At 53.6% G+C, this 25356-nt stretch carries 19 protein-coding genes, 1 tRNA gene and 3 rRNA genes; 9 read left to right on the top strand and 14 right to left on the bottom strand.

Going from position 1 to position 25356, the window contains the following annotated elements:
* Positions 1 to 5: 5 nt before the first annotated feature.
* The 9 genes from M495_RS22295 to aceK all read left to right on the top strand — a co-directional run bounded on the left by M495_RS22295 (position 6) and on the right by aceK (position 11070).
* Positions 6 to 2913, top strand: a 23S ribosomal RNA gene (locus M495_RS22295).
* Between the two features lie 102 nt (positions 2914 to 3015).
* Positions 3016 to 3131, top strand: a 5S ribosomal RNA gene (gene rrf / locus M495_RS22290).
* A 13-nt stretch (positions 3132 to 3144) separates the two neighbouring features.
* Positions 3145 to 3220 (top strand) — tRNA-Thr (locus tag M495_RS22285).
* 51 nt (positions 3221 to 3271) lie between these two features.
* Positions 3272 to 3387 (top strand): 5S ribosomal RNA (gene rrf / locus M495_RS22280).
* 136 nt (positions 3388 to 3523) lie between these two features.
* A protein-coding gene (locus M495_RS22270) for an IS3 family transposase (protein ID WP_144079308.1) occupies positions 3524 to 4644 on the top strand; the annotation gives its coding sequence in 2 pieces (ribosomal slippage) (positions 3524 to 3782 and positions 3782 to 4644; 1122 coding nt in all).
* Between the two features lie 330 nt (positions 4645 to 4974).
* Complete coding sequence (metA, locus tag M495_RS22265) at positions 4975 to 5904, top strand: homoserine O-acetyltransferase MetA (RefSeq protein ID WP_041415044.1); 930 nt, start codon at positions 4975 to 4977, stop codon at positions 5902 to 5904.
* A 387-nt stretch (positions 5905 to 6291) separates the two neighbouring features.
* On the top strand, positions 6292 to 7890 hold the full coding sequence (gene aceB, locus M495_RS22260; RefSeq protein ID WP_020837215.1) for a malate synthase A: 1599 nt from the start codon (positions 6292 to 6294) through the stop codon (positions 7888 to 7890).
* A 47-nt stretch (positions 7891 to 7937) separates the two neighbouring features.
* Entirely contained in the window at positions 7938 to 9245 is a 1308-nt protein-coding gene (aceA, locus tag M495_RS22255; protein WP_020837214.1) for an isocitrate lyase, read from the top strand.
* 70 nt (positions 9246 to 9315) lie between these two features.
* Complete coding sequence (gene aceK, locus M495_RS22250) at positions 9316 to 11070, top strand: bifunctional isocitrate dehydrogenase kinase/phosphatase (protein WP_020837213.1); 1755 nt, start codon at positions 9316 to 9318, stop codon at positions 11068 to 11070.
* A 27-nt stretch (positions 11071 to 11097) separates the two neighbouring features.
* On the opposite strand, the gene M495_RS22245 is transcribed toward aceK, so the two are convergent.
* From M495_RS22245 to iclR, 14 genes are all read right to left on the bottom strand, one after another.
* Entirely contained in the window at positions 11098 to 11739 is a 642-nt protein-coding gene (locus tag M495_RS22245; RefSeq protein ID WP_020837212.1) for a bifunctional 4-hydroxy-2-oxoglutarate aldolase/2-dehydro-3-deoxy-phosphogluconate aldolase, read from the bottom strand.
* Between the two features lie 56 nt (positions 11740 to 11795).
* Positions 11796 to 13610 (bottom strand): phosphogluconate dehydratase, encoded by a 1815-nt coding sequence (gene edd, locus M495_RS22240; RefSeq protein WP_020837211.1) that lies wholly within the window; start codon positions 13608 to 13610, stop codon positions 11796 to 11798.
* A gap of 111 nt (positions 13611 to 13721) precedes the next feature.
* A complete protein-coding gene (gene gntU, locus M495_RS22235) occupies positions 13722 to 15059 on the bottom strand; it encodes a gluconate transporter (protein WP_020837210.1) in 1338 nt (445 codons plus the stop codon).
* Positions 15056 to 15595: a gluconokinase gene (gene gntK / locus M495_RS22230; protein ID WP_020837209.1), complete on the bottom strand. Its 540-nt coding sequence runs from the start codon at positions 15593 to 15595 to the stop codon at positions 15056 to 15058. The genes gntU and gntK overlap by 4 nt, the downstream gene beginning before the upstream one ends.
* Before the next feature lie 315 nt (positions 15596 to 15910).
* Positions 15911 to 16783, bottom strand: coding sequence for an acid phosphatase (locus M495_RS22225; protein WP_020837208.1), 873 nt, complete (start codon positions 16781 to 16783; stop codon positions 15911 to 15913).
* Positions 16784 to 16842: 59 nt separating this feature from the next.
* Positions 16843 to 18144, bottom strand: a complete 1302-nt coding sequence (locus M495_RS22220) for a YhfT family protein (RefSeq protein ID WP_020837207.1) — start codon at positions 18142 to 18144, stop codon at positions 16843 to 16845.
* Between the two features lie 10 nt (positions 18145 to 18154).
* On the bottom strand, positions 18155 to 18508 hold the full coding sequence (locus M495_RS22215) for a DUF2620 domain-containing protein (RefSeq protein ID WP_020837206.1): 354 nt from the start codon (positions 18506 to 18508) through the stop codon (positions 18155 to 18157).
* Complete coding sequence (locus tag M495_RS22210; RefSeq protein ID WP_020837205.1) at positions 18508 to 19407, bottom strand: phosphotriesterase-related protein; 900 nt, start codon at positions 19405 to 19407, stop codon at positions 18508 to 18510. Before M495_RS22210 ends, M495_RS22215 begins: the two co-directional genes overlap by 1 nt.
* Entirely contained in the window at positions 19404 to 20633 is a 1230-nt protein-coding gene (locus M495_RS22205; RefSeq protein WP_020837204.1) for a phosphopentomutase, read from the bottom strand. Before M495_RS22205 ends, M495_RS22210 begins: the two co-directional genes overlap by 4 nt.
* Complete coding sequence (locus tag M495_RS22200) at positions 20630 to 21805, bottom strand: YhfX family PLP-dependent enzyme (protein ID WP_020837203.1); 1176 nt, start codon at positions 21803 to 21805, stop codon at positions 20630 to 20632. The genes M495_RS22205 and M495_RS22200 overlap by 4 nt, the downstream gene beginning before the upstream one ends.
* Before the next feature lie 80 nt (positions 21806 to 21885).
* Entirely contained in the window at positions 21886 to 22236 is a 351-nt protein-coding gene (locus tag M495_RS22195) for a hypothetical protein (RefSeq protein WP_020837202.1), read from the bottom strand.
* Positions 22237 to 22380: 144 nt separating this feature from the next.
* On the bottom strand, positions 22381 to 23265 hold the full coding sequence (locus tag M495_RS22190) for a hypothetical protein (protein WP_020837201.1): 885 nt from the start codon (positions 23263 to 23265) through the stop codon (positions 22381 to 22383).
* Between the two features lie 160 nt (positions 23266 to 23425).
* Positions 23426 to 24325, bottom strand: coding sequence for a GntR family transcriptional regulator YhfZ (gene yhfZ / locus M495_RS22185; protein ID WP_020837200.1), 900 nt, complete (start codon positions 24323 to 24325; stop codon positions 23426 to 23428).
* A gap of 75 nt (positions 24326 to 24400) precedes the next feature.
* Positions 24401 to 25231, bottom strand: a complete 831-nt coding sequence (gene iclR / locus M495_RS22180) for a glyoxylate bypass operon transcriptional repressor IclR (protein WP_020837199.1) — start codon at positions 25229 to 25231, stop codon at positions 24401 to 24403.
* Positions 25232 to 25356: the final 125 nt, after the last annotated feature.

Raw genomic sequence — 25356 nt, 5'->3', positions numbered from 1 at the left:
TGTGAGGTTAAGTGACTAAGCGTACACGGTGGATGCCTAGGCAGTCAGAGGCGATGAAGGGCGTGCTAATCTGCGATAAGCGTCGGTAAGGTGATATGAACCGTAATAACCGGCGATACCCGAATGGGGAAACCCAGTGCAATTCGTTGCACTATCGTTAAGTGAATACATAGCTTAACGAGGCGAACCGGGGGAACTGAAACATCTAAGTACCCCGAGGAAAAGAAATCAACCGAGATTCCCCCAGTAGCGGCGAGCGAACGGGGAGGAGCCCAGAACCTGAATCAGTTCTTGTGTTAGTGGAAGCGTCTGGAAAGTCGCACAGTAAAGGGTGATAGTCCCGTACACTAAAATGCATTAATTGTGAGTTCGATGAGTAGGGCGGGACACGTGACATCCTGTCTGAATATGGGGGGACCATCCTCCAAGGCTAAATACTCCTGACTGACCGATAGTGAACCAGTACCGTGAGGGAAAGGCGAAAAGAACCCCGGCGAGGGGAGTGAAATAGAACCTGAAACCGTGTACGTACAAGCAGTGGGAGCACCTTCGTGGTGTGACTGCGTACCTTTTGTATAATGGGTCAGCGACTTATATTTTGTAGCAAGGTTAACCGTATAGGGGAGCCGTAGGGAAACCGAGTCTTAACTGGGCGATTAGTTGCAAGGTATAGACCCGAAACCCGGTGATCTAGCCATGGGCAGGTTGAAGGTTGGGTAACACTAACTGGAGGACCGAACCGACTAATGTTGAAAAATTAGCGGATGACTTGTGGCTGGGGGTGAAAGGCCAATCAAACCGGGAGATAGCTGGTTCTCCCCGAAAGCTATTTAGGTAGCGCCTCGTGAACTCATCTTCGGGGGTAGAGCACTGTTTCGGCTAGGGGGCCATCCCGGCTTACCAAACCGATGCAAACTCCGAATACCGAAGAATGTTATCACGGGAGACACACGGCGGGTGCTAACGTCCGTCGTGAAGAGGGAAACAACCCAGACCGCCAGCTAAGGTCCCAAAGTCATGGTTAAGTGGGAAACGATGTGGGAAGGCATAGACAGCCAGGATGTTGGCTTAGAAGCAGCCATCATTTAAAGAAAGCGTAATAGCTCACTGGTCGAGTCGGCCTGCGCGGAAGATGTAACGGGGCTAAACCATGCACCGAAGCTGCGGCAGCGACGCTTAGGCGTTGTTGGGTAGGGGAGCGTTCTGTAAGCCGTTGAAGGTGGCCTGTGAGGGTTGCTGGAGGTATCAGAAGTGCGAATGCTGACATAAGTAACGATAAAGCGGGTGAAAAGCCCGCTCGCCGGAAGACCAAGGGTTCCTGTCCAACGTTAATCGGGGCAGGGTGAGTCGACCCCTAAGGCGAGGCCGAAAGGCGTAGTCGATGGGAAACAGGTTAATATTCCTGTACTCGGTGTTACTGCGAAGGGGGGACGGAGAAGGCTAGGCTAGCCGGGCGACGGTTGTCCCGGTTTAAGCGTGTAGGGGGAGTGACCTGGTAAATCCGGTTACTTATTAACCCTGAGGCGTGATGACGATGCACTACGGTGCAGAAGTAGTTGATGCCAAGCTTCCAGGAAAAGCCTCTAAGCATCAGGTAACACAGAATCGTACCCCAAACCGACACAGGTGGTCAGGTAGAGAATACCAAGGCGCTTGAGAGAACTCGGGTGAAGGAACTAGGCAAAATGGTGCCGTAACTTCGGGAGAAGGCACGCTGGCGCGTAGGTGAAGAGACTTGCTCTCGGAGCTGAAGCCAGTCGCAGATACCAGCTGGCTGCAACTGTTTAATAAAAACACAGCACTGTGCAAACACGAAAGTGGACGTATACGGTGTGACGCCTGCCCGGTGCTGGAAGGTTAATTGATGGGGTCAGCCGCAAGGCGAAGCTCTTGATCGAAGCCCCAGTAAACGGCGGCCGTAACTATAACGGTCCTAAGGTAGCGAAATTCCTTGTCGGGTAAGTTCCGACCTGCACGAATGGCGTAATGATGGCCAGGCTGTCTCCACCCGAGACTCAGTGAAATTGAACTCGCTGTGAAGATGCAGTGTACCCGCGGCAAGACGGAAAGACCCCGTGAACCTTTACTATAGCTTGACACTGAACATTGAGCCTTGATGTGTAGGATAGGTGGGAGGCTTTGAAGCGTGGACGCCAGTCTGCGTGGAGCCAACCTTGAAATACCACCCTTTAATGTTTGATGTTCTAACTCGGCCCCATAATCTGGGGTGAGGACAGTGTCTGGTGGGTAGTTTGACTGGGGCGGTCTCCTCCCAAAGAGTAACGGAGGAGCACGAAGGTTAGCTAATCACGGTCGGACATCGTGAGGTTAGTGCAAAGGCATAAGCTAGCTTGACTGCGAGAGTGACGGCTCGAGCAGGTACGAAAGTAGGTCTTAGTGATCCGGTGGTTCTGAATGGAAGGGCCATCGCTCAACGGATAAAAGGTACTCCGGGGATAACAGGCTGATACCGCCCAAGAGTTCATATCGACGGCGGTGTTTGGCACCTCGATGTCGGCTCATCACATCCTGGGGCTGAAGTAGGTCCCAAGGGTATGGCTGTTCGCCATTTAAAGTGGTACGCGAGCTGGGTTTAGAACGTCGTGAGACAGTTCGGTCCCTATCTGCCGTGGGCGTTGGAAGATTGAGAGGGGTTGCTCCTAGTACGAGAGGACCGGAGTGAACGCACCACTGGTGTTCGGGTTGTCATGCCAATGGCACTGCCCGGTAGCTAAGTGCGGAAAAGATAAGCGCTGAAAGCATCTAAGCGCGAAACTTGCCTCGAGATGAGTCTTCCCTGGGCCTTTAAGGTCCCTGAAGGAACGTTTAAGACTAAGACGTTGATAGGCTGGGTGTGTAAGTGCAGCGATGCATTGAGCTAACCAGTACTAATGATCCGTGAGGCTTAACCTTACAACACCAAAGGTGTTTTAGAGAGATTGTAGAGATTTTCAGCGAGTTCCGAGATTGGTTTCAATGGCTGCGAGAGTAGCGGTTGGAATGAAACAGAATTTGCCTGGCGGCAATAGCGCGGTGGTCCCACCTGACCCCATGCCGAACTCAGAAGTGAAACGCCGTAGCGCCGATGGTAGTGTGGGGTCTCCCCATGCGAGAGTAGGACACTGCCAGGCATCAAATTAGTGTGCTGATATGGCTCAGTTGGTAGAGCGCACCCTTGGTAAGGGTGAGGTCCCCAGTTCGACTCTGGGTATCAGCACCACTTTATTTAAAGTGGGTTTAGAAGTTCGGCAAAAAGAATTAAAAGAATTTGCTTGGCGGCAATAGCGCGGTGGTCCCACCTGACCCCATGCCGAACTCAGAAGTGAAACGCCGTAGCGCCGATGGTAGTGTGGGGTCTCCCCATGCGAGAGTAGGACACTGCCAAGCATCAAATAAAGCAACAAGCCCTACGTGAAAGCGTAGGGCTTTTTGTTTTATCTGCTGTATGTCGTTCTGCTCGAGCATGTGACTTAATACACCGCGATGTTAGTAATGTCTTCATAAGCCACATGAGGACACCCCCATGAAGAAGCGTTTTTCCGACGAACAGATCATCAGTATTCTCCGCGAGGCTGAAGCCGGGGTTTCTGCCCGTGAGCTCTGCCGCAAGCACGCCATTTCCGACGCCACCTTTTATACCTGGCGCAAGAAGTATGGCGGCATGGAAGTACCCGAGGTTAAGCGCCTGAAGTTGCTTGAGGAAGAGAACGCCAGACTCAAGAAGCTGCTTGCCGAAGCCATGCTGGATAAGGAGGCACTTCAGGTGGCACTGGGGCGAAAGTACTGACGACAGACCAGAAGCGGGAAGCCGTTGAGTTTATGTGTGATGCGATCGGTCTGTCGCAACGTCGTGCCTGCAAGCTTACAGGTTTGTCCCTGTCGACCTGCCGCTATGAGGCTCAGCGTCCGGCGGCTGATGCGCATTTATCAGGGCGCATCACTGAGCTGGCACTGGAGCGCAGGCGTTTTGGCTACCGCCGCATCTGGCAGTTACTGCGCCGTGAAGGCCTTCATGTTAATCATAAGCGCGTGTACCGCCTTTATCATCTGAGCGGGCTGGGCGTAAAACGCAGGCGACGTCGTAAAGGGCTGGCAACAGAACGTCTGCCTCTGCTCCGCCCAGCGGCGCCCAACCTGACCTGGTCGATGGATTTTGTCATGGACGCACTGGCCACCGGTCGCAGGATCAAGTGCCTGACCTGTGTGGACGACTTCACGAAGGAGTGTCTGACAATTACCATCGCATTCGGCATTTCAGGCGTTCAGGTCACGCGAATTCTGGACAGCATTGCACTGTTCCGGGGCTATCCGGCGACGATAAGAACTGACCAGGGGCCGGAGTTCACTTGCCGCGCACTGGATCAATGGGCTTTTGAGCATGGTGTTGAGTTGCGCTTAATCCAGCCGGGCAAGCCAACGCAGAACGGATTTATTGAGAGCTTTAACGGACGATTTCGCGATGAATGTCTGAATGAGCACTGGTTCAGCGATATCGTTCATGCAAGGAAAATCATTAATAACTGGCGGCAGGATTATAACGAGTGTCGTCCACATTCAGCACTGAATTATCAGACGCCATCAGAGTTTGCAGCACGGTGGCGGAATGGAAAATGTGAAGATAAACAAACCGACATTACTAACTAACGGTTGTATCTAATACTGGGGGCAGGTCACATGGGCATGCGAAAAGCCCGTCGGGAACGGGCTTTAACGCCGCTTGCGGCGGCCCCGAAGGGGTGAGTCTCAGGATGAGACGAATCGTGTAGGACACTGCCAAGCATCAATTAAGCCAAGAGGCCATCCGCAAGGATGGCCTTTTTGCTTTTTAGCGTCCAAAAATACGTTCAACCTCCCGTCATCGCCGCGATGAAACATTTTCACCTTTCCGTTGAACACTCGACATTACATCAAAAAACCGCTATCTTCGGGCATCTAGAAGTCTAAACGTTTAAACGGATGTGTGGGGATTAAGCAATGCCGATTCGTGTTCCTGATGAGTTACCTGCAGTAAGTTTCTTGCGCAATGAGAATGTCTTTGTGATGACATCCTCACGGGCAAAAACACAGGAAATCAGGCCGTTGAAAGTGCTGATCCTTAACCTGATGCCGAAGAAGATCGAGACGGAAAACCAGTTTTTACGTCTGCTTTCTAACTCGTCTTTGCAAATCGATATCCAGTTGCTGCGTATCGACAGCCGCGAGTCAAAGAACACGCCGGCGGAGCATCTGAACAACTTTTACTGTGATTTTGAAGACATCCAGGATCAGAACTTTGATGGTCTGATCGTGACGGGGGCACCGCTAGGGTTGGTTGATTTCTGCGACGTTGCTTACTGGCCGCAGATTGAACGCGTAATAGATTGGGCCAAGAATCACGTGACCTCCACGCTATTTGTCTGTTGGGCCGTGCAGGCCGCTTTGAATATCCTGTATGGCATCCCGAAGATGACGCGTGAAGTGAAACTCTCTGGCGTTTACCAGCACCAAACCTTGCAGCAGCATGCCTTGCTGACGCGTGGTTTTGATGAGACCTTCCTGGCACCCCATTCACGCTATGCGGATTTCCCTACCGAGATTATTCGGCAGTACACGGATCTGGATATCCTGGCCGAGTCGGAGCAAACCGGGGCCTATTTGTTCGCCAGCAAGGATAAACGGCTGGCGTTCGTGACTGGGCACCCAGAGTATGATGCGCTGACGCTCGCCGGTGAGTACTGTCGCGATAACGAAGCAGGTCTCAACCCGGTAGTGCCGCTCAATTACTTCCCCGACGATAACCCCGAACTTACCCCCAAAGCGACCTGGCGCAGCCATGGCCACCTGTTGTTCGCCAACTGGCTTAACTACTACGTTTACCAGATCACACCTTACGATCTGCGTCATATGAACCCGACCCTGGAATAACATTTTTTGCTTTAACCGGCGGCTGAATCGAGGCCGCCGGCACTCCTCTCCCAGCGCTTTTCCCCTTATTTATCTGCCATTCTTACTAAAACTCATTATCTAACAAACACTTGATATAACCATCGACAAGAAATGGAACCGGTTTCCTTACCCTCTGGTATTGTTATTTTTAATAACCAATTGATAATAAAAGGTTAATAAAATATTTAATAATAAAATGGAAATCGTTTTTGATTTTTATTTTTAGTTGAGTATTCTTAGATCCAGCGAGATGAGATCTGACCAGTTGAGGATCATTTTATTCATCCTGATCCGCACTGATTTCTGATGAAGATGTGCCCGCCTGACTTGCAGCTGCGGTGCACAATGATGCGAAGGAGCAAGACAATGACGCAACAGATAGCAGGCACGGAGTTAACGTTTACGCAGGGTTTTACCGCTGCTGAACGGCAGGTGTTGACGGATGACGCGGTCGAATTCCTGGCGGATCTGGTGAGTAAATTTACTCCGCAGCGCAATAAGCTTTTGGCTGCGCGTGCCTGTTGGCAGCAGAAGATCGATCAGGGCGAACTCCCAGACTTTATTTCGGAAACTGATTCCATTCGAAATGGAGAGTGGAAGATCCGCGGCATACCCGAGGATCTGCGCGACCGTCGGGTCGAAATCACCGGGCCGGTTGAACGCAAAATGGTGATCAATGCCCTGAATGCCAATGTGAAGGTGTTTATGGCGGATTTCGAAGATTCACTGGCGCCGAGCTGGGACAAAGTGATCGATGGGCAAATCAACCTGCATGATGCAGTGAATGGCACCATTTCTTACACTAATGAAGCCGGCAAGATTTATCAGTTGAAGCCTAATCCAGCGGTATTGATAGCGCGCGTACGTGGCCTGCATTTGCCGGAGAAACACGTGCAGTGGCAAGGCGAAGCGATCCCTGGCGGTCTGTTCGATTTCGCACTGTATTTCTTCCACAACTACCGTCAATTGCTGGCAAAAGGCAGCGGCCCTTATTTCTACCTGCCGAAAACCCAATCCTGGCAGGAAGCCGCCTGGTGGAGTGAAGTATTCAGCTTTGCCGAGGATCGTTTCTCCCTGCCGCGCGGCACCATCAAGGCCACGGTATTGATCGAAACGCTACCGGCGGTATTCCAGATGGACGAGATCCTTTACCACCTGCGCGATCATATCGTCGGGTTGAACTGCGGCCGTTGGGATTACATCTTCAGCTATATCAAAACGCTGAAAAACCACGCTGACCGGGTCCTGCCGGATCGCCAGTCGGTCACGATGGACAAGTCGTTCCTCAGTGCCTACTCCCGGTTGCTGATCAAGACCTGCCATAAGCGAGGCGCTTTTGCCATGGGGGGCATGGCCGCGTTTATCCCTAGCAAAGACGCCGAGAAAAATGCCTGGGTATTGAACAAGGTACGGGCGGATAAAGAGCTGGAGGCCAATAACGGCCATGATGGCACCTGGGTGGCGCATCCGGGGCTGGCAGATACCGTCATGGAAGTGTTCAGCAAAGTGCTCGGCGAACGCCGTAATCAGCTGGAAGTCCTGCGTGAAAACGATGCGCTGATCAGCGCCGCGCAACTGCTGGAACCCTGTGATGGCGAACGGACCGAAGCCGGCATGCGCGCCAATATTCGCGTGGCGGTGCAATACATCGAGGCCTGGATCTCCGGCAATGGCTGCGTACCGATTTACGGCCTGATGGAAGATGCGGCGACGGCGGAAATATCCCGTACCTCAATCTGGCAGTGGATCCATCACCAAAAGAGCCTGAGTGATGGCCAGTTGGTCACCAAGACGCTGTTCCGCCAGATGCTGAAAGAAGAGATGTTGGTGGTACGTGAAGAATTGGGTGAGGCGCGCTTTAACGCTGGCCGTTTCGAAGAAGCTGCGCGCCTGATGGAACGTATCACTACGCAAGACGAATTAATCGATTTTCTGACCTTACCCGGCTATGAGCTTCTGGCCTGAACCTGTTCCTGACCATTAACCCTACATTATTGAAAAGGATAAAAATTATGTCTACCTCTCGTGCTCAACAGATTCAACAACTGGAACAGGAATGGAAATCGGCTCGCTGGGAAGGCATCACGCGCCCATACAGCGCTGAAGACGTGATTAATTTGCGCGGCTCGGTCAATCCGGTCTGCACGCTGGCACAAAACGGTGCCGCCAAGCTGTGGGAACTGCTGCACGGTAAATCACGCAAAGGCTATGTCAACAGCCTGGGTGCGCTGACTGGCGGGCAGGCATTGCAGCAGGCCAAAGCCGGCATTGAGGCGATTTATCTGTCTGGCTGGCAGGTCGCTGCGGATGCCAACACCGCGTCGGCCATGTATCCGGACCAGTCGCTGTACCCGGTTGATTCCGTGCCGGCGGTGGTTAAACGTATCAACAATACTTTCCGCCGTGCCGATCAGATCCAGTGGGCCAATAAAATTGAACCGGGCAGTAAGGGTTACACCGACTACTTCCTGCCGATTGTCGCCGATGCCGAAGCCGGTTTTGGCGGCGTGCTGAATGCCTTTGAGCTGATGAAAGCCATGATTGAGGCCGGCGCTGCCGGGGTGCATTTCGAAGACCAATTGGCGGCGGTGAAAAAGTGCGGCCATATGGGCGGTAAAGTGCTGGTACCAACCCAGGAAGCGATTCAGAAGCTGGTAGCCGCCCGTTTAGCTGCAGACGTGCTCGGTGTGCCAACGCTGGTCATCGCACGTACCGACGCCGATGCGGCTGATTTGCTGACGTCAGACTGCGATCCATACGACAGCGAGTTTGTCTCCGGCGAACGTACAGCGGAAGGTTTCTTCCGTACCCATGCCGGCATTGAGCAAGCGATCAGCCGTGGCCTGGCGTATTGCCCTTACGCTGACTTGGTGTGGTGCGAAACCTCCACGCCGGATCTGCAGGCAGCCAAGCGTTTCGCTGATGCCATTCACGCCAAATTCCCAGGCAAACTGCTGGCATACAACTGTTCACCGTCGTTCAACTGGAAAAAGAACCTGGACGATCAGACGATTGCCCGCTTCCAGGAGGAACTGTCGGCGATGGGATACAAGTACCAGTTCATCACGCTGGCGGGCATCCACAGCATGTGGTTCAACATGTTTGACCTGGCGCACGCTTATGCACAGGGCGAGGGCATGAAGCACTACGTCGAGAAGGTACAGAAACCGGAATTCGATGCCGTTTCACGCGGTTACACCTTCGCATCGCACCAGCAGGAAGTAGGTACCGGCTATTTCGACAAGGTCACTACCATCATTCAGGGCGGTGCTTCTTCGGTAACGGCACTGACCGGTTCGACGGAAGAACAGCAGTTCTGAGGCGGCAACGCTGAAAAAACCTAACCCAGAGCCTGCATATGCGGGCTCTATTTTCTGGCGGGAGGTAAGGATGGCGGCGAAACTGGAGCTGTTGATCGCACAGACGATACTGCAGGGTTTTGATGCGCAATATGGCCGCTTCCTTGAGGTGACCGCCGGTGCGCAGCAGCGTTTTGAGCGAGCAGACTGGCCGGCGGTGCAACAGGCGATGAAAAAGCGTATTCACCTGTATGACCATCACGTCGGTTTGGTGGTGGAGCAACTGAAGTGCATCACGGGGCAAAAGTCCTTTGATGCGGATTTCCCCAGCCGGGTGAAGGCGGTGTACACCGACCTGTTGCCGGAGTACCCACGCTTTGAGATCGCCGAAAGCTTCTTTAATTCGGTTTACTGCCGCCTGTTCAAACACCGGGATCTAACGCCGGAAAAGCTGTTTGTTTTCAGCTCCCAACCCGAGGGACGCTTTCGCGATATCCCGCGTCCGCTGTCGCGCAATTTCACTGCTGGCGGTGATGTATCGGCGATGCTGTACAACCTGCTGACGGATTTACCCCTGCGGCTACCTTGGGAAAACTTGTCGCGTGATATTGATTACATCACGCTGGCGTTGCAACAGAGCTTTAGCGCGCAGCAGCTGGCTGGGGCGACGTTCCAGATTGCCAATGAGCTCTTTTACCGTAACAAGGCTGCCTGGCTGGTAGGTAAGCTGCGGGTGGCGGATACGGTCTATCCTTTCCTGCTGCCGATCCATCACAGTGATTCCGGTGCCTTGTTTATCGATACCTGCCTGACCAGTAAGGCCGAGGCCAGTATCGTCTTCGGTTTCGCACGTTCTTACTTTATGGTTTACGCACCGCTTCCGGCAGCGATGGTCGAGTGGCTGCGAGAAATACTGCCGGGCAAAACCACCGCCGAACTGTATATGGCGATTGGCTGCCAGAAGCACGGTAAAACGGAATGTTACCGTGAATACCTGACGTTTATGGCTGGCTCGCAGGAGCAGTTCATCATCGCGCCGGGGGTGAAAGGCATGGTGATGCTGGTGTTTACCCTGCCGTCGTTCGATCGGGTGTTCAAGGTGATCAAAGACGAGTTCGCACCGCAAAAAGAGGTGACGCAGGCGCAGGTGATGGCCTGTTACCAGTTGGTGAAAGAACACGACCGCGTGGGGCGCATGGCGGATACCCAAGAGTACGAGAATTTTGTCGTCGACAAGGCGCGCCTCAGCCCGGAGCTTTTGGCTGAATTGCAGCGTGAAGTGCCGGACAAGCTGGAGGATCTGGGCGATCGCATCGTGATCAAGCACCTGTATATGGAACGGCGCATGACGCCGCTGAACCTGTATCTGGAGCAGGCCAATGAGCAGCAGATGCGCGACGCTATCGAAGAGTATGGCAATGCGATCAAACAACTGGCCGCCGCCAATATTTTCCCCGGCGACATGCTATTCAAGAACTTCGGCGTGACCCGGCACGGGCGGGTGGTGTTCTACGATTACGATGAAATTTGCTATATGACCGAGGTGAACTTCCGCGATATTCCACCGCCGCGTTACCCGGAAGATGAACTGGCCAGCGAGCCGTGGTACAGCGTGTCGGCGAACGATGTATTCCCGGAGGAGTTCAGGCATTTTCTGTGTGGCGATCGGCGCATTCGGCAGGTGTTTGAAGAGTTGCACAGCGACCTGTTCGAAGCCGATTACTGGCGCGGGTTGCAGCAGCGCATTCGCGACGGGCATGTGGAGGATGTCTTCGCTTACCGCAAGAAACGGCGTTTTAGCCAGCGCAGCGGGGTGGCGCTGCCTGCTACCTCGGCAGCGACGTAAGGGCGCGGCACGCCGCGCCCGATAGCATTAAGCTTTTGCACCCGCAACGGCGGCACGCGCCAATTCAGTGATGCGTGCGTAGTCGCCGCTTTCCAGCGCATCCGCCGGCACCAGCCAGGAGCCGCCGATGCACAGCACGCTTTTCAGCGCCAGATAGTCACGGTAGTTGCCCGGTGAAATACCGCCGGTCGGGCAGAAACGTACCTGCGGGAACGGGCCGCCGATCGCCTGCAGTGCTTTCACGCCGCCGTTGGCTTCCGCCGGGAAGAATTTAAACTCACGCAGCCCATGATCCATGCCCAACATCAGTTCAGACACGGTGCTGATACCCGGAATTAACGGGATTGAACCAGCAGTGGCCGCTTGCAGCAGATCGGCAGTCAGGCCCGGGCTGATGGCGAATTGCGCCCCGGCATCGGTCACTTCCTGCAGCTGCTGCGGGTTGATGACGGTACCGGCGCCGATGATGGCATCAGGCACTTCTTTGGCAATAGCACGGATCGCGTCCATGGCGCAGGCGGTGCGCAGGGTGACTTCCAATACCCGGACGCCACCAGCCACCAGGGCTTTCGCCAGCGGGATCGCGTGTTCCAATTTGTTGATGACGATCACCGGGACTACCGGGCCGGCCATCAGGATCTGCTCTGCGCTGGTTTTCCAATTGTTCATTAAGGGTTCTCTCCAGTTATAGCCGTCGCCTTCGGGCTGCCCGGCCATGCTATCGGTTAAAATTTAATGCAGCAGGCGCCCTGTTCGGCACCGGAAAGCTGGCTGCGTAATGCGCCGAACAGTTCACGGCCGCAGCCGATATGTTCGGCGCTCAGGTCCGGTTGGTAAGGCGCTCGCTGGGCCAGAATGTCGGCATCGACCAGTAATGCCAATTCACCGGTGCGGCCGTTTACGCGGATCACATCGCCGTCCTGCACCTTGGCCAGCATGCCGCCGGTATAGGCTTCCGGGGTCACGTGGATAGCGGAAGGGACCTTGCCGGAGGCGCCTGACAGGCGGCCATCGGTGACCAGCGCGACTTTAAATCCGCGGTCCATCAGCACGCCCAGCGGTGGCATCAGCTTGTGCAGTTCGGGCATGCCATTGGCCTGCGGCCCCTGGAAGCGAACCACCACCACGCAATCGCGATCCAGCTTGCCGGCTTCAAATGCCGGCACGATGTCATGCTGGCTGTCAAATATCACCGCCGGCGCTTCGATAATCTGATTGTCGGCCGGCACCGCCGAGGTTTTCATCACCGCACGACCGAGGTTGCCTGCCAAAACCTTGGTGCCGCCATGATGTTCGAAAGGCTCCGCCACGCTGGCGATAACCTGGGTATCGAGCGAGCTTTCCGCGCCCTCACGCCAGGCCAACTGACCGTTATCCAGCCACGGCTCCTGGGTATAACGCGTCAGGCCAAAACCGGCCACGGTGTGTACGTCTTCGTGCAGCAGGCCGTGCTTTAGCAGTTCGCGCACCACCAGGGCGACGCCGCCAGATGCCTGGAACTGATTGATGTCCGCCGGGCCGTTCGGGTAGATACGGCACAGCAGCGGTACGGCGTCCGACAGTTCGGAGAAGTCGTCCCAGTTGATGATGATGCCGGCGGCGCGCGCCATCGCCACCATATGCATGGTCAGATTGGTGGAGCCGCCGGTGGCCAGCAGCGCAACGATGCCGTTAACCACCACCTTTTCATCCACCAGTTTGCCGATTGGCAGATAGTTGCCGGCGGTTTCGGTCAGGCGAGTGACCTGGCGTGCGGCAGCGTCGGTCAACGCATCGCGCAAAGGGGTGTCCGGGTGAACGAAGGAGGATCCCGGCAGGTGCAACCCCATCACTTCCATTACCATCTGGTTGGTGTTGGCGGTGCCGTAGAAGGTGCAGGTGCCGATGCCGTGATAAGAAGCGGCTTCGGCCTCCAACAGCGCCAGTCGATCGGCTTTGCCTTCGGCGTACAGCTGACGCACGCGCACTTTCTCTTTGTTCGGTAAGCCGCTGCTCATCGGGCCAGCAGGCACAAACAGCGACGGCAAATGGCCAAATGACAGGGCGGACATCACCAGACCCGGCACGATTTTGTCGCAGATGCCGAGGAACAGCGCGCCGTCGAACATATTGTGCGAGAGGCCGATGGCCGAGGACATGGCGATCACGTCGCGGCTCATCAGCGACAGCTCCATACCATCCTGCCCCTGGGTCACGCCATCACACATCGCCGGTACGCCTCCGGCTACCTGACCGACCGCGCCCACGGCATGCAACGCCTGTTTCAGCCGTTGGGGATAGTTTTCGTAGGGCTGGTGGGCAGACAACATATCGTTATAAGCGGTGATGATGGCGATATCACTGCGCACCATGTTTTTCAGTGCGGTTTTGTCGTCCGGCTGACAGGCGGCAAAACCGTGCGCCAGATTACCGCAGGCCAGTTGTGCGCGGTGCACGGTTTGGGAACGCGCCGCTTCAATGCGTGCCAGATAGGCGGCGCGGCTCTGTTTGGAACGGTCGATGATGCGTTGCGTGACACGGGATAGGGTGGGATTAAGCATACCTTCCTCACATGGCTATTGTTATAGACGCCGCCTGTGGCGGTGCCCCCGGTGGAATATTGCGGCCCTGATGTGCAAAGACCGGGGGCGGTGTTATGTCGTTATCGTGATTTAAAACAGGGTGAAAGCGATCATGCCGATGATGCCACCCACGCTGCCAAGGATGGTTTCCATCACCGTCCAGGTTTTTAGCGTTTGCAGCTCATTGGCGCCGGTAAATTTGCCGAACAGCCAGAAACCGGCATCGTTGACGTGGCTGAGCACGATAGACCCCCCGGCAATACAGATAGCCAGCGCGGCCAGCTGCCCACCGCCGAGCCCCAACTGGCTGGTCACCGGCAGGACCAGGCCAACGGTGGTCAGGCAGGCAACGGTGGCGGAGCCTTGGATCACGCGTACCATAGCGGATAATGCAAAGGCGGCTACGGCGATCGGCAAACCGGTGCCAATCATGGCGTCACCCAGTGCCGGACCTACGCCGGAATCCACCAGGATTTGTTTGAATACGCCGCCTGCACCGGTCATCAGCAGGATGATCCCGGCGGGCTGCACTGCAGCCGAACAGATGGCCAGCGTTTGTTCGTTGGTCATGCCGCGCGGTTTTGCCAGCCCATAAATCACGATCAGGCAGGCGATTAAAATGGCGGTGAACGGATGGCCAATAAACTCCAGCCACTGCTGCAACTGAGAACCTGGCGTGACCAGACGTGCACCAATGGTTTTCATGCCGACCAGCACCAGTGGGCAGAGTACCAGCGCCAGGCTAAAGCCAAATGACGGCAGGTTGCCTTTGTTGAGTGTCGGTTCGTTTTCGTCTGCCGGCATTGGCCAGTTAACGAAGCGGCTAATAAAGCTGCCGTACAATGGGCCTGCAATCAGCATGCCGAGGACGGCGGCGACCAGGCCGATGGCGATCATCCAGCCGAAGTCGGCTTTCATTTGCGCCGCCAGCAGCATTGGGACCGGCCCCGGCAGCAGGAAGGATGCTGCGGCAGCGACGCCGGCGAACAAGGGAATGGCCAGCTTGACGATATTGCCGTCGGTGCGACGTGCGACGGCAAACACGATGCCGATCAGCAGTACCACCGCCACGTCAAAGAACAGCGGCAAGGCGCAGATCAACCCGGCGATACCGAGCGCGTAATGGGCTTTACTTTGGCCGAAACGTTTCAGCAAATGTGCCGCAATTTGATCGAGTGCGCCGACCTCATGCAGTATCTTGCCGAACATGGCGCCCAGCGCCACGACGATCGCCAGAAAACCCAGCGTATCGCCCATGCCTTTTTGCATGGTATCGGCGATGCGGTCCAACGGCATGCCGGAAAAAATACCGGCAGCGATAGACACCAACATTAACGCGACGAAGGCATGCATGCGTGCCTTCATCACCAGAAACAGCAGTAATAGAACCGAGCCGACTGCGGTACCGACCAGCGTTACAGTATTCACGCGCACACGTCCTGTGGCAGGAAACTCTGGATATGTCGCACGGTATCGGCGATGACGGCTTCCAGCGGCTGGTTGATATCTACGGACATAACGTCACTTTCGTCCGCGCCCGGTTGCTCCAGCGCCGCAAACTGCGTTACCAGCATCTGTGGCTTGAAGAAGTGTCCGTTACGCGCAGCCAGGCGGGCTTCGATCACCGGAAAATCGCCGTGCAGATAGATGAACGACAGGTTGCCGTTACCGGCGCGCAGGCGATCGCGGTAGTGCTTTTTTAGCGCCGAACAGACAATGACCGAAACAGTATTGGTGCGTTGCATCGCAAAGGCAGCATCGTTGAGGGCGGCCAGCCATGGGGCGCGATCGTCATCGTTCAGCGGTTCACCGGCGGCCATTTTCAGGATATTGCTGCGCGGGTGCAGAAAGTCACCGTCAAGGAACCCGGCAGACAGTTGGCGGGCCGCTGCGGCGGCCACGGCGGACTTGCCGCTGCCGGAAACGCCCATAATGACGTAAATACGGTTTTGATTATTGGTCATGGCTTAGCTCCAAAACGACAAGTGGCGTTACCTTGCATTATTTGTTACCGGTAACATGTTATCGGTAACATTGTCGAAGGAAGTTTAACCAGTTGCAATGGGCTTCCGTTGGCAAAGTCATTATTTGTGATCGGCTTCAACTATTTCAGGCTGTCATCCAGACATGAAACCTCGTTGAAGTTGAGCTGTGAGCATGCGTCACGATGGGGATAATCGTCATGGAGAAAGGCTTGCGCAGCGACACTCTCTGCGCAAACCTGGGCATTTTTACGATGATGATTTTCGTCTGATGCGCCGGGTAATCAGCGCTGACGTTTATTTACTGCCTTGTTTTTGCGCTAACAGACGATCGACTTCCAGCTTGGCTTCGCGGAATTGTTTTTGATATTCGGGGCTGGCCTGGAGGCGAGCGAAAGCGCCGGCAGCAAGGAAACGACCCGCGTTGACATCACTTTCCCAATGTACGCCGCAGATCAGGCGACTACGACCAAACTCATAGCCTTTTTTCATTAACGGGGTTGCCAGCTGTGGCTCCATAGCGGTTAACGTCATGGCCCACATCATCCCGGTGACGGCATGACCGGAGGGATAAGAGCCGCCGTCGTTACTTAACGCGCTATGTTCCTTGGGCGTGCAACTGTCGATACGTAATGCCGAGTAGGGCCGAATCCGACTAAACGCTTTTTTGGTGTCATTGGAGGCGTAACCTGCATCGGTAAAAACACGGCTGAGGAGCAGGTGCAAATGAGGCGTATTTTTACGTGAAATAGTGATGCCCAGCGCCGGTGAAAATGCGCTGCCAATATGGTTGAAGGAGAGCTTGGCATCTTCGATCGCCAACTGGCCGCGTGGCGTATCGCGCAGCTGTCGTAATTCATGGAACGTTTCAATATCGCTTTTTGCTGCTGCGGAATGCTCTTTTGGCGGCGGCGGCAGAATTTTTGCGCCGTCAGGATAATCTGCCGGTGTCAGATAACCATTAATCCAACCTTTGATATAAGGGGAAAAACCCACGTTCGGGTAACCGATATCGCTATAATCGGTGCGCCAGGTTTCAGCAGGATCGTTATTGGGTGCGGTATCGTTGTTTGCGTGGGCCGCCGATAAAAATGCCGTAGAACCCAACAGTAATGCTAATACTGCAAAGCACTTTGAGCGGGTTGTGTTTTGATTATTCTCTATTTTCATTATTATTTCCCTGTGTTTTTATTGCGACTTTAGTCAGACATTCCGTTTAAAACATTCGGTTAATTAACGACGAACAACCCTAAAAAATACAAAATGTTCAGTAAAATACCGCATATTATGGTCGCCACTACCGGGGCGGCAATTTTCAATATAGGACGCCCCAGCGCTTCATTAAGGAAGTACAGGGCAGCGGTGATGCTAAAGCCGGTATAGCCCGCCATCTTGATAGAGGCGAAAATAGCGCCGATCAGCAAAGCAAATTCCATCAGCATGTTCATCGCATTGCGGATACTGTCTGAGGCATTACGAACCGAGGGATAGTTGCTTAACCAACGGCCGATAGTCCGCAACAACAGCACTTCCAACGTGATGGTCAGGGCACCTAAAATGGCCGCTAACCAGGGCGAGGGGGCCAGATAACCGACGGTAAAGACGAAGGTAAAACCGGCGACGGCGTACACCCCAGTGGCTAGCGCGGTGGTGGCGATGAGCGGAATAAAGCCCAAACCACGCATAAACTCAGCCAGCGCAGCTTGATTGACCAACGCAGCGGATTCTTCCGGAGATACGCCGGGGGCCCAGGCTTTTGCCAGCGTATAGATCGAAACCTCAGACCCTCCAAACAGCTTAAGGCTGGCAACCGTCGAGATTAGCGCACCGGTAATGGCGAGCAGCGGCAGATTCTTGATAATGCGAGAGGTTCTCTCCTCGAAAACAGAGGTGCCATGGTTTACTTCATGATGCTTGCGCTGTGAGATATCACGAAATATCGCAATCCCCAGCAGCATCACCATACCGACGAATATCTCAATCGACTCTGGAAAGAGTGAAGGATAAAAGCGCACGACAATGACGCGCGACATCAGTACGGCGACGGCGGCCAGCAGGCTATGGCGCCAGCCGAATTGATAGAAAATAGCCACCAGTGGGAACAGCGCGAAGGCCGAAATCACCGGGCTGGAAAGCTCGCCCAGTGAACCGAGGATATCCACGGGAAGCGCGGTCAGCAGGGTATTGATCGGCACCAAACTGGTCAGCACCAATACTCCCCAGGCCATGCCTAAAGCGAAAGCCAGGTAGCTGTTAAAGGCCAGTACGCCGATGATGTCGGTGGGTAAAAACAGCAACCAACTGTTCAACAGCCCGGTTGAGAGGGTAAAGGAGATCCCGACGGATGCGACGAAGCCGATGCTCAAACCAAATGCAATGCTGCCGGCTTCACGGCGATTCATATTCCCTTCGACCAGTTGCGGCAGAATCGGACGAATACCGTCGTGAAATACGGCAACGGAACGATGAGAAAGCAGCGAGGTCATTCCCGTTAGCAAAGCGACAATAACAATATGCAAATACTGCTCCATGGATACCCCCTTAATTCAAATGACCCATCAGCATCGGGATGGCATGTTCAACATGTTCCACCGAAAGGCCAAAGGCCACTTTGCCTTCGTTGACCCATTTTATTATTTGTTCTTCTTTTGCCTGTATTCCCGGTTTGGCAATGGTGCAGCAGCGGTTATAACCGATAATCGCAATAGCGATGGATAACGCTGCACCGGCGCCGGTATTACAGGCGCCAATAAAGTAATCCAGTTCGCCACTTTTGACTTTACTGGCCGCTTCCATGTCATTTTGAATAAAGCACTCAAATTTACCGGGGGCGGCTGATTCGATAGCTTGTTTAATTTGCTCGCGTTGTAAACCTGCAATACCGATCTTTTTCATTATTCTTGTCCTCTGAAGAAAGTGTTTGGATTGGTGCACAGCATATGGTCAATATCTTGTTGTGATATCCCAGCTTGCAGCAGCATGGGGACGAATCCATCAATGAGATAACTGAATCCCAGACCGCCATTTGCGGCCAGGTGGGAACGTCGGGTGATATCCATGGAAAGCATTACCTGGCTCAATAGTCCGCGTTGAGAAAGTGCCAGCAATGTCACCACGCGCTTTTCGTCCGGGTAGTAATCGTTTTTGCCGATAGTGTCGAATTGAATAAAAGCGCCGGTTTCAGTAATCCTCAGCAAGGTGTCCAACTGATCGCGTAAATCGCAGTGGCCAATAACAATACGTTCGGCGGATACACCATGGCGCATTAATAGCTGCAACTGCTCCAATCCCATGGTGCTGAAACTGGTATGCGTAGAGATGGGTTTTCCGGTGGCTAAATGTGCCAGGGCAGCAGCATGGAATACTTTCTCTTCCGTTGGGGTAATGGTGCCTTCGCTGCTGCCAATTTCTGCAATTACGCTGGCGCGAAGCGTTGTGCCGTCAATGCCGTGCTCAATCTCGTCGATCATTTCTTGCGCCAACTGCTGCGCGCTGCGCTGAGCGACATGTGGCGGATAGAAATCCTGTTGGTAGTAACCGGTTGATGCCAGGATGTTTATGCCGGTTTCTTGCATCAAATCCAGCATAAATTGAGGATTACGCCCCATATAGCGGTTCGTGACCTCAACCAGGTTCAATACGCCTTTATTGACCAGCGTTTTCATTTCATCCACGAGGAGTGCGTAACAATCCAATCGGCAATCAATATTCTGTTTGAACGGCGACAGATCAATATGCAGATGTTCGTGCGCATAGGTATAGCCACGTCGATCAAATTGCGATGAAGGATTCATGGTTGTCCCTTATTCATTTGCGGGAAGAACGAATGGCCGTTTTGAGGTGCCGGAGCGCCAAATGCGTCGCAGACCGTAGCCCCGACATCAGCCAGGGTTGAGCGTTCGCCCAAATAGACGCCTTGAACGCCGGGGCGCCAGAAGAGTAATGGCACTTTTTCTCGGGTATGGCGCGAGTGACCAATCGTCGGGTCATTTCCATGGTCGGCCATCACCACCAGGGCGTCGTCTTGACCGAGTCGAGCCAGTAATTGCGCCAGGTAACCGTCAACGACTTGTAATCGCTCAGCGTAGCGATCGCTGTTTTCGGCATGGCCGGCCAGATCTGTTTCCTGGATATTGGTGCAGATAAAGGCCTGTCCCGGCAGTTCGACCGCCTGCAAGGTCAATTGCATGATCTCTTCCGAATCTGAAATGCCCTGATAATTTGTTCCGTGAGGATTGATGACGATATCTGCGACTTTGCCGATTAACACCGTGGGCACGCCTGATGAGTGCAAACTGGCGGCGGTTTGCTGGCTTGCATCGACGCCATAACCGAGATGGACAACGGTAAAGCCATGGCCATAGACGCCTGACTTGGGGGCATTGATCCCGACATAGCGCTTTGCGCGGGTTTCGGCGGCATTGTGCAAAGCGGCATTACTGCCAATGTTGCCGCCAAAGACAATCACCCGGCCGACGTGAACCTGGCTGCGAACGATGTCACCAATGGTGCGAACGGTGGCGAAATCAATGGCATCCAAATTGGCAGTCACATTATAAACCTGGCCGGGATCGGTCTCGAGGTTATCGCCGATGGCGACGCATCCGTTAATTCGCAGGTAGCATAAACCATCCTCGACCGCGACACGTTCAACCTGGTACCCGGCCTTATTGAGCGCCGAAGCCACCTGTTCCCTGACCTGAGAAAAGGGCATCAATAACGGGATGTCAGGGCGAGTGCCCATGATTTCCTGATGCCCCATAAAGGAGTCGGCCCCCTGATGCTGCAAATTTGCGTTGCCGTAGTTTGCCGCCGGATTGGGGTGCATGACATTGTCTGGCTGATATCCCAAAGCGTTAATCAGGCCCAGCTTCTCTAATGTCGGCAGCCGTAGCAGGCCGTATTTTTGCAAGATGTGGCCGCAGGTATTGGCCCCAATATCAAGAGGGCGCTGGTGGGCGACATCGTCCATGGCGCCGATACCGAAGCCATCTAAAACAATAACCACAAATTTTTTCACCGGGCATCTCCTGAATGGCTGAGTCTGTTACCTTGGCTGTCGAATACCCCGGCAAGCTGCGGGGCACCCCGCGAAATACCGCACACCATGGCGACGTCGCTGCGGGTAACGAAAATTTGTGTGCGAAAACACATGATGACTACGCTACCAATAGGGAAGGTCCCGCGTAGCCCCAGGTAATAATCAATACTGTGGTCCTCCGGCGGCACCACTTCGGTTTGGCTCATCTGACCATCAGGGGTGAACACCAGCGCGTGTTGGACGTGGCTGCGGCGATAGTGCCCGCCGCCATAACAAAAACTGAGCTCTTTATAATGATGAGATATTTCAGTCAGATATAGCATTGCCAGGCGTTCTGGCTCAGTACCAAAAACGTTCGCCGGGAAGGTTCCTGTGAATGCGTGCCCCGGCTCAATGTGGGTCACGCCAAGCTGTGCGAGCATCGGCAACGACGAGCAGCTATTGGCGGAGGGGGCATTGATTTGGCATATCTGGAAGCCGGCCTGACGCAGGCGAGCCACAGCTTCAATCAGGGTGGCAAAGTTGGGGGTTGTCTGTGGGATATCGCCGGCCTTGTGGCTAAGCAGGCAAGGGAAATGGGTGACGCCGACCACCTGTACATGCCCCAGCTGTGCTATTTGTCTGGCGGCGGCCACGACATCATCAAGCAGAAAGCCGCCCTCTTGCCCAGGGTAGAGGAGGTCGCCTTCCTGATAGACTTTCAGCAATAAAGATTGCGTGATGCCTATTTTTTTTGCCTGTTCAGCGACGCTGCGGGCTTTTTCAACCGAAAAGACGGTGATCGCTTCTGGCCGCTGCTTCAGAATGGCGGCGATCTCACCGTCAGGGATCTGGACAAGATGCCCTGCGTGGCACAAGGGAACGCGATGCTGCATTAGCTGCTGCGCTTCTTTGAAATCGACAGCGGCGGCGCCCGGAAAACCCTGATTGATAATGCGTTGGCATAACCAAGGGTTACGGCCAAATTGTTTGCTCATGACATAAGGCGTCAGGTGATGCTGCTGAGCGATTTGCAATATGTGTCGGGCGTTTTCCTCTACGGTATCAACATCGATCACGTAGCTATCCGGGCGAAGGATTCTCTGTTGCCACAGTGATACGGCAGTGCCGATCAGCGCAGGATTCTGACGTTGTAATGCAGTAATAAACATCGTTCCCTTTACTCCTGGTTTGTCATCCTTGTGGAAAATATTCATTTATTTGAATATTTAAGAGAAATTATTCATGGCGATTATGCTTTGCTCAAGCTGTACCAATTGACCAGCAGGTAGCCTTCTTCATCGGGATGGAGTTCGAGGGTAAAGTTTTTCATCAGGGCATTATTGAGCTCGCGCAACACTTCCAATTTCCCTGCTTCCGCTATTTCCGCCAATATTTCGTTGTCCAACGGTGAGACGGTTTGCTGCTGCCGGCAACGCATTAGTGCATTGGCCATGTGTGCGATCGCCAACCAGCCTTGCTCTGCGGGTAAGGGGCATTGGCAATGCTGTTGCAGTTGTTCGACGACGGCCAGCATTCCCTGATAAATGTCTTCATCAATCACTTTGGCTTGTCGCAGCGTGTTCAGGCCCTGGTGTATCATTTTATATCCTCATTTTTTTGAATATATAAATGAAATGGTAAGTGAGCGCATAACGGACGACAACGGGGAAGCGATTATTACTTGAACAAGATCACAAATTATAATGAGGCGCCATACCCGACGCCTGCCAAACTCATACCAGATTTACTGGTCATAAGGCGTACTGTAGCCGCCAAAATCATAGACATACTGCAATATGGCCGTTTTGTTCTCATCAGCATGATTTTCATGCTTGACCAACAGGGCGACAACGCCTTCCGCCCCACGTAAATGAGCGCCGGCCAGTAAGCCGGATAAAGTGAGGGTTACCTCATCAGGACGGCCACCGGGTGGGGCTAATTTGGGCTGGCATTCACTCCAGCGTAGCGTACTCCCCAGATAATCATTCAGGGTTTTGCCATGGTCGGCTAACTGCAAAACAATATTTTGGTATTTATTGTCGAAATGGTCGAGGGCAATAAATTCTTGCTTATCCGGATCGATAACATCGGCGAAAGAATTGATGCCATGTTTGCCGGTAAATGTCCCCTTCCAGGTATTCACGTCGGTAACATGGATTTTCCCGTCCGGAAGATCCATTATTTTTTCTCGCACTCCATTGGACCAATTGCTGACGTCGACATCTGAATAGTACATGGGGAGCTGTTCATTATCATAATGGGAGTAATAACCAAGATCCCAAAGGTCATGCTCACTGAATTGATAACCGACAAAACCCAGATAATTCATCACAGCATACTGCATCTGGCGAAACATCTCAGGATCGCTGGAGCCACGCGTATAGAGTTTATCAATGCCAAGCTTAATGAAATAGCCTTTTATTGACGTGGTGCTGTGTAGGGGAACGCCATTTTTATCGCGAATTACGCGACCTGGATACTCAACTTGTTGATAGGTTACTGCTTTGTCATCTTCGTAATGCTTGTCATAATAGTCGGCATCTTTAGGATCAATAGAGCATTCAAAGGTTCTTATTGCCGTTAGAAAATCAGTGTAGTCACCGTGATTATATTTATCTTCGCGTTTCATTTTCACATTCCTTATCTCTATTCCTGACACATTGGATATGATTCCGGAACAAACTAACGCGGTTATTTTATACCTCTTTAAAGGTATTAATATGGCATGAAGGGTTTTATTATCGGAAAGCTGTAAATAACGGCTGGCATTAATTATATACAAAGCCTAATCAGTAAAAAGGTTCTTCCTTTCCCGAAACGACATTTTTCTGGTGTTGCAGCAGTTGCTTCTTGTCAACCTGACGTGCCACAAGGCGCTGAATGAGAGCGTCATCGCTGCGAATAAGCAGCACGGCTTCAGAGGCTTGAATATAGGAAGGGTGACCTTGCAAGGGGATCGCGTCCAGGGTGTCACTGGCAAAGTTCTGCACCAGGTTCCAGATAGCTGAATCAATATTGCCTTTTTCTATTTGGTTTAAACAGTCGTGATAAGGCGTATCGACATATTCGATCTCTTGCCCCTGGAAATAGAGTTCGGATAATTGACGTTGATCTGGCGAGCGAGGATCCAGGCCCACACGACGGATGCTGTTTTCTTCGCCACGGCGGTAAACCATCTGGTGGCCTGAAACATAGGATCCCGCGCCTAACTCCAGCGCAATACGGGCTTTGCCCTCCTGTAAGACCTGTCTGGCGGCCAGATGGGATACGACGGCCATATCGTAGATACCATCCAGCAGGCATTCGATACGTACGCTGGCTCCGCGCATATGCGCGTAGTAAAGCGGTATTTGCCCAAACTGTATTTTCAGACCGCTGGCTAAGCCCTCATAAAGTTTGGTGTAGGGCAGTGGCATCGCACAAACAATATTGCCAATATCGGCCTGGGTAAGGAGCGCCTGATAGTTTAACTGTTTTAATTGCGTCCCGTTGCGGCCGCGCCGTTCCAACTGAATGCAGCCACTGCTTTCCAGCGATTTAAGTGCGTTTTGCACAATGCCGACGGAAAGGCCAAAACTTTCAGAGAGTTCATCGATAGTGCGTAACCGGTTCATCGGCTTCTCATCCAGCAAATATCTGGCGAGTTGGATAAGCGCAATACCTTCTTTCTTAATGAATTTATCTCTCATTGGCGGCTCGTTGGGGGCGATAAAACGTCTAATATTCGATTATTTGAAGGTTTAATGCAACGGCATTGCTCCACTTTAACGTACGCCACCGTATTCCAGGCTGATCTCTTTTGCGGCATGGATCACCAAGGCGCCCAGCTCAATCACGCGGTTGTCGGTGATGCGCGATACGGGGCCGGAAATCGAAATGGCAGCGAAGGCTTCGCGGTGCTCGTCAAAAATGCAGGCCGCCACGCAGCGCAGACCCAGCGCATGCTCTTCATCGTCAAACGAGAAACCCTGCTTGCGGATCTGCGCCAGCCCTTCCTTCAGGTTGTGCGGCGTCAGCGTATGCTGGGTATAGGTTTGCATGCCCTTTTTATGCAGCAATTTGGTGACCTGATCGTCCGGCAGGGTGGACAGAAAGGCTTTGCCGGCACCGGAGGCGTGCATCGGCAGTTTGCCGCCGATGGGCGCAGACATGCGCATCAGCGCGGTGCATTGCACCTGGTCGATAATAATCGCCTGGTACTCGCTGGTATCCAGCACCGCCAGGTTAACCGTTTCGCCAGACTCTTCCATCAGGCGACGCAGCGTGGGGTGCACCATCGCCAGCAGATTACGGCTTTGCAGAAAACTGCTGCCCACCACAAAGGCGTGTGAACCTATAGTCCACAGACCCAGATCGCCGACCTGACGCACGAACCCTTGCTGTTGCATGGTGGAAAGCAGACGGTGAGTGGTGGAGTTCGGTAACCCCGCCTGCTGGGCCAGGTCGGTCAGCGCCACGTTGCCCTGGGCTTCGGCAATGTATTCCAATAATTTCAGGCCACGGGTCAGCGACTGTACCTGACCGGTTGCCGCACTGGCGCTTGGAGATGCAGCGCGGGGCTTCTTGCCACGTTTGGCGGGAACGGGGGTGACCATGATTCACATTCCTTTTTCCGTATGATGGAATTCATTTTCGTTTTTTACGTGTGAAATGCAAGCCGTCAATCAGCTCATCGGATGTGTTGCCAGACAACCTGAAAAACTCTCAATAACCGCTCGCC

Origin of the sequence: Serratia liquefaciens ATCC 27592, from assembly GCF_000422085.1 — a bacterium.
GTDB lineage: Bacteria > Pseudomonadota > Gammaproteobacteria > Enterobacterales > Enterobacteriaceae > Serratia > Serratia liquefaciens.
Note: the sequence above shows the minus strand (reverse complement) of the source record. Positions and strands in the feature narration are given on the sequence as shown.

Bases quoted from the DNA above. Each gene is read 5' to 3' on its own strand.
- metA (WP_041415044.1), top strand. From the start codon at position 4,975: ATGCCGATTCGTGTTCCTGATGAGTTACCTGCAGTAAGTTTCTTGCGC.
- aceB (WP_020837215.1), top strand. From the start codon at position 6,292: ATGACGCAACAGATAGCAGGCACGGAGTTAACGTTTACGCAGGGTTTT.
- aceA (WP_020837214.1), top strand. From the start codon at position 7,938: ATGTCTACCTCTCGTGCTCAACAGATTCAACAACTGGAACAGGAATGG.
- aceK (WP_020837213.1), top strand. From the start codon at position 9,316: ATGGCGGCGAAACTGGAGCTGTTGATCGCACAGACGATACTGCAGGGT.
- M495_RS22245 (WP_020837212.1), bottom strand. From the start codon at position 11,739: ATGAACAATTGGAAAACCAGCGCAGAGCAGATCCTGATGGCCGGCCCG.
- edd (WP_020837211.1), bottom strand. From the start codon at position 13,610: ATGCTTAATCCCACCCTATCCCGTGTCACGCAACGCATCATCGACCGT.
- gntK (WP_020837209.1), bottom strand. From the start codon at position 15,595: ATGACCAATAATCAAAACCGTATTTACGTCATTATGGGCGTTTCCGGC.
- M495_RS22225 (WP_020837208.1), bottom strand. From the start codon at position 16,783: ATGAAAATAGAGAATAATCAAAACACAACCCGCTCAAAGTGCTTTGCA.
- M495_RS22220 (WP_020837207.1), bottom strand. From the start codon at position 18,144: ATGGAGCAGTATTTGCATATTGTTATTGTCGCTTTGCTAACGGGAATG.
- M495_RS22215 (WP_020837206.1), bottom strand. From the start codon at position 18,508: ATGAAAAAGATCGGTATTGCAGGTTTACAACGCGAGCAAATTAAACAA.
- M495_RS22210 (WP_020837205.1), bottom strand. From the start codon at position 19,407: ATGAATCCTTCATCGCAATTTGATCGACGTGGCTATACCTATGCGCAC.
- M495_RS22200 (WP_020837203.1), bottom strand. From the start codon at position 21,805: ATGTTTATTACTGCATTACAACGTCAGAATCCTGCGCTGATCGGCACT.
- M495_RS22195 (WP_020837202.1), bottom strand. From the start codon at position 22,236: ATGATACACCAGGGCCTGAACACGCTGCGACAAGCCAAAGTGATTGAT.
- M495_RS22190 (WP_020837201.1), bottom strand. From the start codon at position 23,265: ATGAAACGCGAAGATAAATATAATCACGGTGACTACACTGATTTTCTA.
- yhfZ (WP_020837200.1), bottom strand. From the start codon at position 24,325: ATGAGAGATAAATTCATTAAGAAAGAAGGTATTGCGCTTATCCAACTC.
- iclR (WP_020837199.1), bottom strand. From the start codon at position 25,231: ATGGTCACCCCCGTTCCCGCCAAACGTGGCAAGAAGCCCCGCGCTGCA.